The organism is Mycobacterium sp. (assembly GCF_025933915.1).
Classification (GTDB): Bacteria; Actinomycetota; Actinomycetes; order Mycobacteriales; family Mycobacteriaceae; genus Mycobacterium.
In genome coordinates this window covers 1-7,964 of sequence record NZ_JAICZA010000185.1, presented here as the reverse complement: position 1 = coordinate 7,964, position 7,964 = coordinate 1, and the positions used below count along the sequence as shown (strand labels likewise).

The following is a 7,964-nucleotide window of genomic DNA, read 5'->3' as shown; positions in this document are numbered from 1 at the left end:
GAACGGCGACGTGGTGCGCTGGTGCCCGGGCGCCCAGGTGATGACCGGCTACTCGGCGGCTGAGGTACTGGACCGGCCGGTGTCGACGTTCTACACCGAGGAGGACAGAGAGGCCGGACTGGCTGAACGGGAGTTGGCCGCGGCGCGCGAATTGGGGCGCGTCGAATACGAAGGCTGGCGAGTGCGCAAGAACGGCCAGCGGTTTCGCGCTGGCGTCGTACTGGCCCTGCTCGAAGATGACGCGGGCGCCATCGCCGGATTTACCAAAGTGATGCGAGACGTGACAGCCGAGCATCTGCGGGCCGAAACCATGTTCCACGCCCTGCTGGAATCGGCCCCCGACGCGATGGTCATCGTCGGGCCTGACGGACGCATCATGCTCGCAAACGCCCAAACCGACAAGCTGTTCGGCTATCAGCGTGAAGATCTGATCGGCAGGGAAGTCGAGATGTTGATCCCGCCGCGGCTTCGCGGCGCCCACGAGGGGCATCGCACCGGTTTCTTCGCCCACCCGGACGCCCGGCGCATGGGGGCCGGCCTAGAGCTCTGGGGGCTGCGTTGCAACGGAACCGTGTTCCCGGTTGACGTGAGCCTGAGCCCACTGCGGACCGAGCAGGGCGTGATGGTGTCGGCGGCCATCCGCGACATCACCCAGCAGTTGGCCGTCCAGGCCGAGCTCACCGAGACCCGGGCCCAGGCCGAAGTGCTCGCCGAACGTGACCGCATCGCCGGCGACCTGCAGGACCACGCGATTCAGCGCGTCTTCGCGGTCGGTCTCGCGCTGCAGGGCACCATCCCGCGGGCGCGCTCGCCCGAGGTGCAGCAGCGTCTCAACACGGCGGTAGACGACCTGCACGGCGTGGTGCAGGACTTTCGCACGGCAATCTTCGACCTGCGCCGCAAAGCTACCGACGTGGCAGGGCTGCGCCATCGTTTAGATGAAGTGATCGGCCGGCTGTCGGAAGGTTTGGCTACCACCGTGCAATACAAAGGGCCGCTTTCGGTGGTTGAGGGCGCGTTGGCCGAAGAAGCCGAAGCCGTCGTCACGGAAGCGATCAGCAACGCGGTACAGCACGCCGCGGCCACCAAGCTGACCATCGCCGTCGAGGTCGCCGACGAGTTGTGTATCGACGTTGTCGACAACGGTAGAGGCCTGCCCGACGACATCACCGAAGCCGGCCTGATGAAATTGCGCCGAGGAGCCGAATCGTTCGGGGGCACCCTCGACGTCGGTGGCGCCTCTGGCGGGGGCACCCGGCTGCGGTGGGTGGCTCCGCTGTTCTAACCGCGCTGCAATCGCTGTTCTCTTGGGGGAGTGGACGAACGGCCTTCGCAGTAGAGACTTCAGCCTCTGTTGATGGACGTGGCCACGCGATATTTGTTGTAGAGATGGGTTTGGGCAAGGGAAATGCCGCCGAGAGGAGCAGCCAGCCATGGCACCCGCAGTCATGGCCAAAGTCATTGTCCTACAGTCGCACCCGGCCTGGTCGGCGGCTCAGGAGCATCAACGCAAGCGGCGCGAGGCGATGAGCCGCCATCCGTCATCTTCTGCCCAACGCGGAATGGCGCGAGATATTGTCGGACAGCTTGCAAGCCGGCTGCCGAACGCGCGGTCCGCAAAGACGATCGGCAATTATCGCTCATGAGCTCTTCACGGAGCCCTGGTCATACATCATCCGCCATATGTATGGTGCTCCTAAGCGCCTATCGGTGCACGGACACGACAGGAGACGCACGGTGGCAGAACGGTTGGCGGGAAAGGTTGCCCTCATCAGCGGTGGCGCCCGGGGGATGGGCGCATCACACGTGCGGTCGTTGGTCGGCGAGGGAGCCAAGGTGGTGTTCGGTGACATCCTCGACGACGAGGGCAAGACGGTGGCGGCGGAGGTCGGTGACGCCGTCCGCTATCTGCACCTCGACGTGACCAAGCCCGAGGATTGGGATGCGGCGGTGGCCACCGCCCTGGGCGAGTTCGGCCGCATCGACGTGCTGGTCAACAACGCGGGCATCATCAACATCGGCACCCTGGAGGACTACGCGCTCTCGGAGTGGCAGCGAATCCTCGACATCAACCTGACGGGTGTGTTCCTCGGTATCCGCGCGGTGGTCAAACCCATGAAGGAAGCGGGACGGGGATCGATCATCAACATCTCCTCGATCGAGGGGATGGCCGGCACCATCGCTTGCCACGGCTACACCGCAACCAAATTCGCGGTGCGGGGGTTGACGAAGTCGGCCGCCCTGGAACTGGGGCCGAGCGGAATCCGGGTGAACTCCATTCACCCCGGGCTGATCAAGACGCCGATGACCGACTGGGTTCCCGACGACATCTTCCAGAGTGCACTGGGCCGCGCCGCCCAGCCCGTGGAGGTCTCTAACCTCGTGGTCTATCTGGCCAGCGACGAGTCCAGCTACTCGACCGGCTCGGAGTTCGTCGTCGACGGCGGCACCACCGCCGGCCTGGGACACAAGGATTTCTCCAACGTCGAGACCGACGCGCAACCGGAGTGGGTTACGTAGGTGTTCTTCCGCGAGACTGTAACTACCGACGGTGCTACTCGAGAAACGTGTCGGCAGTTGCAGTCTCGCGCGGAGTGGGTTACGTAGCGGCGGTTACAGTCTCGCGGTCTTTGGTGGGTTGGGGCCACGGTGACGGGACCGGGCGTTGCCGGACCCGCTGCGGCCACCAGAACCACTTGCCGAGCAGCGCGGCAATCGATGGCGTCATCAGCGACCGCACGATCAGGGTGTCGAACAACAGGCCCAGACCGATGGTGGTGCCCACCTGGCCGATAACCGTGAGCTGGCTGACCGCCATCGTCATCATCGTGAACGCGAACACCAGCCCCGCCGACGTCACGACCGAGCCGGTGCCGCCCATCGACCGGATGATGCCGGTGTTCAAGCCGGCGTGGATCTCCTCCTTGAACCTGGCCACCAGGAGCAGGTTGTAGTCGGCGCCGACGGCCAGCAGGATGATGACGGACATCGCCAGCACCATCCAGTGCAGCTCGATGCCGATGAGGTGCTGCCAGATCAGCACCGAAAGCCCGAAGGATGCGCCGAGCGAGAGCAAGACGGTGCCGACGATGACCGCTGAGGCCACCACGCCTCGGGTGATGAGCAGCATGATGATGAAAATCAGGCACAGCGAAGCGATTCCGGCGATCAACAGGTCGTAGGTGTTACCGTCACCGAGGTCTTTGTAGATCGACGCGGTGCCCGCGAGGTAGATCTTCGAGCCCTCCAGCGGCGTGCCCTTGAGTGCTTCGTAGGCGGCCTTCTTGATGGCACCGATGTGCGAGATGCCTTCCTGGGACATCGGATCGCCGTCATGGCTGATAATGAAGCGCACGGCGTGCCCGTCGGGGGAGATGAAGTTCTTCATGCCCTTCTTGAACTCTTTGTTGTTGAAGGTCTCCGGGGGCAGGTAGAAGGAGTCGTCGTTCTTGGAGGCGTCGAACGCCTTACCCATGGCGCTCGAGTTCTTCTGCGCCTCTTTCTGCTGATCCTGTAGACCCTTCTGGGTCGAATACATGGTCAGCATGGTCGTTTTCATGGCCTTCATGTTTTCGATCATGCTGGGCATCAGCGCCACCATCTGGGGCATCAGGGTGTCGAGATGATCCATGATGGGTAGCAGGCTTTCGATGTCATCGGTCATCGTGTCGATGCCGTCGAGGCCGTCCCAGACCGACCGAATGGACCAGCACACCGGGATGTCGTAGCAGTGCTTCTCCCAGTAGAAGTAGCTGCGGAACGGCCGGAAGAAGTCCTCGAAATCGGCCATGTGGTCGCGCAATTCGTTGATGTCGATGGTCATGTCATGCATCTTCTTGACCATGATGTGCATGTCGTTGGACATCTGCACGGTGATGCTGGACATCTTTTCCATGCTGTCGATGGTCGTCTGCATCATGTCGGCCTGCTTGAGCATGTCGGCCATCTGATCTTCTTGGTACTTCTGATTCATCTGCTGGCTGACGCCCTGCATGCTGATCTGGAACGGGATCGACGTGTGCTCGATCGGCGTGCCCTGCGGTCGGGTGATGGCCTGCACACGGCCGATGCCCGGAACCCGGAAGATCGTCTTGGCGATTTTGTCGATCACCAAGAAGTCCGCCGAGTTACGCAGATCATGGTCGCTTTCGATCATCAGCACCTCGGGGTTCATCCGCGCCTGCGAGAAGTGCCGATCCGCGGCGGCGTAACCCTCGTTGGCGGGCAGGTCCGCGGGTAGATAGTTGCGATCGTTGTAGTTGGTGCGGTATCCGGGCAGGGTCAACAAACCCACCAGGGCCACCCCGATGGTGACGACCAGGATCGGGCCGGGCCACCGGACGACGAGTGCGCCGACCTTGCGCCACCCGCGAATCCGTTGCGTCCGTTTGGGTTCGAGCGTCTTACGGAAGCGCGTTGCCACCGAGATGACCGCGGGACCCAGCGTCAACGCCGCCGCCACGACCACCACCATGCCGATCGCCAAGGGGATACCCAGCGTCTGGAAGTAGGGCAGGTTGGTGAAGTGCAGGCAAAATGTCGCACCGGCGATGGTCATGCCGGACCCGAGCACCACGTGCGCGGTGCCCTTGTACATGGTGTAGTACGCGTCTTCTCGGGACTCTCCGATAGCCCGGGCCTCCTGATATCGGCCGATCAAAAAGATCGCGTAGTCAGTGGCGGCCGCAATCCCCAACGTAACCAACAAGTTCGTGGCGAATGTCGAGAGTCCGATGAGGTTGAAGTAGCCCAGGAACGCGACCATTCCCCGCGCGGCCGACAACTCGAGCACGACCATCACCAGCGTGAGCAACACCGTGACGACGGACCGATAGACCAACAGCAGCATCGCGATGATCACGGTGAACGTAGCCGCTGTGATGAGCTGCAGGCTGCGATCGCCGGCCATGTGCTGATCCGCGGACAACGCTGCGGGCCCGGTGACATAGGCCTTCACCCCCTTGGGCGGAGGCATACTCTTGACGATGTTCTGCACGGCCTCGACGGATTCATTGGCCAGCGCTTCGCCCTGGTTACCGGCGAGGTAAACCTGGACATAGGTGGCCTTGCCATCGTTGCTTTGCGCACCCGCACCGGTGAGCGGGTCGCTCCACATGTCCTGAACGTGTTCAACGTGTTTGGTGTCGGCATTGAGCTTTTTGACGATCTCGTCGTAGTAGGCGTGGGCGTCGGCGCCCAGGGGATTCTGGCCCTCGAGCACGATCATCACCGAGCTGTTGGACTTGTACTCGTCGAACACCGCACCCATGCGCTTGGTCGCGACCACGGATTGCGCATCGTCGGGTGCCATCGACACCGAGCGCATCTTGCCGACCTCGTCCAGCTGGGGGACGGCAACGTTGAGCACCGCGATGAGCGCGATCCAGCCCAGGATGAGCGGTACGGCGAACGTTCTGATCAACCGCGGGATCTTGTCCCGCACCGGTTCGTTGACGACGGGGATGGTCTCGGTGGTACGGGTGTCGTTGAACGTTGTGCTCATGCGGATTTCACCATGCAGAAGGTCAGGGCGTGTACGCCGTGGGTGATGTTCTCGTCCTTGACTTCGTCATCGATGGTGATGCGGCAACCGAGGGAATTGCCGTCGCTTTGTGCCGAGAGGTTCGGGAAGACCGAAGGCGCGGTGGTGGACAGCACCAGCGTCCACGGCAGCGGCGCGCCGTCGACCCGCTTCGGGTCGGCGGACAGATCCAAGTAGTTCACGTTGGCGTGACTGGCCGAGCCGAAGACTTCGTATTTGATGACCTTGGGCTTGAACGGCTTGGAATCATCGAGCCGCGGACTCGTCATGATGCCGGTGTCATGCGCGCCGAAGAACGACTTGACCCGAACCACAGCAAATCCACCGACCAGCACAACCGCCATGATCAACAGCGGCAGCCAGGCGTTGCGCACAAGTCTCGATATCTGCACCTAGGTGATCCCTTCCCCATCACGCGGTCGTGACGCGGATCAGCGTTTGCGCGACTGGAGGTCGTGGGCAGATGAGTGCCCACAAGTCGCACCGATCAAGAACGAATTACGTCGATTGCCATGGTTCGTGCGCGCTCGACCGTCACACGCGGTGAACCTTGGCCGTCTCCACGCGTCGCCGCCGACACCCGGCTCACCTTGTTGCTGAAGCCTCCCCGGGCACCGCCACCAGCGCATAGTACATGATGTGCATATCTTGCAGTGTATGCAACATTTGCCCGTGGTGTTTCAGCTCACTTCGTGAAGATGCTGTTCACCAGCGCCGCGGCACGCTCAACATAGGGCATCGGCGTGTCGGCGGTTTCACTCGCCTCGCCGCGCGCCCACCGCTCGAGGCCGGACCGCACCGCCGTCAGCGCCAGCGCGGAGATCAGCGCCGCCATCTCGTCGCCGGGCTGCATCGCCTGGCGTCGAACGATGATGTCGGTCAAATGATTCTGGAATCGCTCCAGATCGGCGAGGAACGCCGCCAAGACGGCGGGGGACGTTTTGGCGAGTTCCAGCATGTGCGCCGCGTGTTCGCGCTGGGGGGGCACGTCGCGCAGGTGGTGGGCCGCCAGGGTGATCAGCTCTGCCAGGACGACGGAGTAAGGGGCGGGCCCGGCGGCGACGAAATCCTCCGCCAGCTCGGCGGGTATGTCCGAGGGGCCGTAGGCGAGCGCGGACTCTTTGTTGGGGAAGTAGTTGAAGAACGTGCGCGTCGAGACCCCGGCTTCGGCGCAGATCTCGTCGACCGTGACCTTGTCGAATCCCCGTTCCAGCGTGAGGTGCACGGCGGCGTCGCGAATGTCGGCGCTCGTCTGGCGTCGACGGCGCTCGCGTAGCCCTACGGGATTGGCCATACCCCTATAGTTGCACGTTGTGCACAGTTTGCAGTCATAAGGTGCCGGATCAGCGTGGGGAGGCGCCGACGGCCGGGCCCGCGCAGGGCCGTGGGGCCACATTCCGGGCTTTAGGCATACCGCGCCAGAAACGTTGTTGCGCAGCACTATTCGATCAGACAAGGTGATGAAAGCGCTGGGCGCGCGCGTCATTCGCTGGGTGTGAGTGCGCCCCGCAGATAGTCGCATTGACTGTCGAAGAACTTCGCCGATATCGGCGCCTTGTCCGCGATCTGGTCGAACGCGTGAAACGCACCCGGAACGATCTCCTCCTGCACCGGAACGCCCGCCTCGCGCAGTCGTCGCGCGTACTCCAGACTCTCCGAGTAAAAGAGGTCCAACGTTCCGACGCCGATCCAGGCGGGCGGCAATCCCGACAAATCCTTCCGGCGGGCCGGCGCCGCCTCTTCGGGATCGGCCCCGTTGAGGTACCACTGCCAGGCCAATTGATTGTCGGATTCGGTCCACATGATGCGCCTGGGGCCCTCGCGACGGGCACCGGTGCGATCGTCGAGCATCGGATACACCAGCATTTGGAAGGCGATTTTGACGTCGCCGCGGTCGTGCGCGCGCTGCGTCACCGCGGCCGCGAAATGCCCACCGGCGCTGGCCCCGCCGACGGCGACTCGATCTGGGTCCACCCATGGCTGGCGCGCCAGCCAGAGCAGGGCCGCATAACAGTCCTCGACCGGTATCGGGTAGGGGTGTTCGGGTGCCAACCGGTGTTCCACCGCCGCAATCGCGACACCGGTGCGCCCAGACAGCTGACGGAGATACTTATCATCCTGGGCGGCGTGGCCCATGATGGTTCCGCCGCCGTGGATCCACAGCAGCGCGGGTGCGCGCTCCGGAAGGCCGGCCGGACGATGCAGACGGACGGTGACGTGCTCATTGACCGCGGCCACCGGCACGCTGCGGATGCGGCCGGCGTTGCCCATCAGGTTCATGAGGGCGCGCTGCAGCTTCAGGCCCCGGTGCAAGGCGTAGCCCCGAGGCACGAATCGAGCCACCTTGCGAAGACCGGGATCCAAAATATGGGGCGACGTGAAGGCGTTGTCGGGGAGCCTTTTCGCCATCGAATGCCCTCTG

General features: G+C 63.4%; 6 protein-coding genes. 2 read left to right on the top strand and 4 right to left on the bottom strand.

Going from position 1 to position 7,964, the window contains the following annotated elements; genetic code table 11:
* Both Q0W90_RS21340 and Q0W90_RS21335 read left to right on the top strand, forming a co-directional pair.
* On the top strand, positions 1-1,285 hold a 1,285-nt coding region (locus Q0W90_RS21340), incomplete at its 5' end, for a PAS domain S-box protein (protein WP_297776418.1).
* A gap of 452 nt (positions 1,286-1,737) precedes the next feature.
* Entirely contained in the window at positions 1,738-2,520 is a 783-nt protein-coding gene (locus Q0W90_RS21335) for an SDR family oxidoreductase (protein ID WP_297776415.1), read from the top strand.
* Between the two features lie 79 nt (positions 2,521-2,599).
* Here Q0W90_RS21335 and Q0W90_RS21330 read toward each other — a convergent pair whose 3' ends face one another.
* The 4 genes from Q0W90_RS21330 to Q0W90_RS21315 all read right to left on the bottom strand — a co-directional run bounded on the left by Q0W90_RS21330 (position 2,600) and on the right by Q0W90_RS21315 (position 7,951).
* A complete protein-coding gene (locus Q0W90_RS21330; RefSeq protein ID WP_297598392.1) occupies positions 2,600-5,503 on the bottom strand; it encodes an MMPL family transporter in 2,904 nt (967 codons plus the stop codon).
* Complete coding sequence (locus tag Q0W90_RS21325; protein ID WP_297598390.1) at positions 5,500-5,934, bottom strand: MmpS family transport accessory protein; 435 nt, start codon at positions 5,932-5,934, stop codon at positions 5,500-5,502. Before Q0W90_RS21325 ends, Q0W90_RS21330 begins: the two co-directional genes overlap by 4 nt.
* 293 nt (positions 5,935-6,227) lie before the next feature.
* Complete coding sequence (locus tag Q0W90_RS21320) at positions 6,228-6,836, bottom strand: TetR family transcriptional regulator (RefSeq protein WP_297598388.1); 609 nt, start codon at positions 6,834-6,836, stop codon at positions 6,228-6,230.
* A gap of 188 nt (positions 6,837-7,024) precedes the next feature.
* Complete coding sequence (locus Q0W90_RS21315) at positions 7,025-7,951, bottom strand: alpha/beta hydrolase (protein ID WP_297697748.1); 927 nt, start codon at positions 7,949-7,951, stop codon at positions 7,025-7,027.
* Between the last annotated feature and the right edge of the window lie 13 nt (positions 7,952-7,964).

Coding starts and splice junctions, on each gene's coding strand:
- Q0W90_RS21330 (WP_297598392.1), bottom strand. CDS start 5,503: ATGAGCACAACGTTCAACGACACCCGTACCACCGAGACCATCCCCGTC.
- Q0W90_RS21320 (WP_297598388.1), bottom strand. CDS start 6,836: ATGGCCAATCCCGTAGGGCTACGCGAGCGCCGTCGACGCCAGACGAGC.
- Q0W90_RS21315 (WP_297697748.1), bottom strand. CDS start 7,951: ATGGCGAAAAGGCTCCCCGACAACGCCTTCACGTCGCCCCATATTTTG.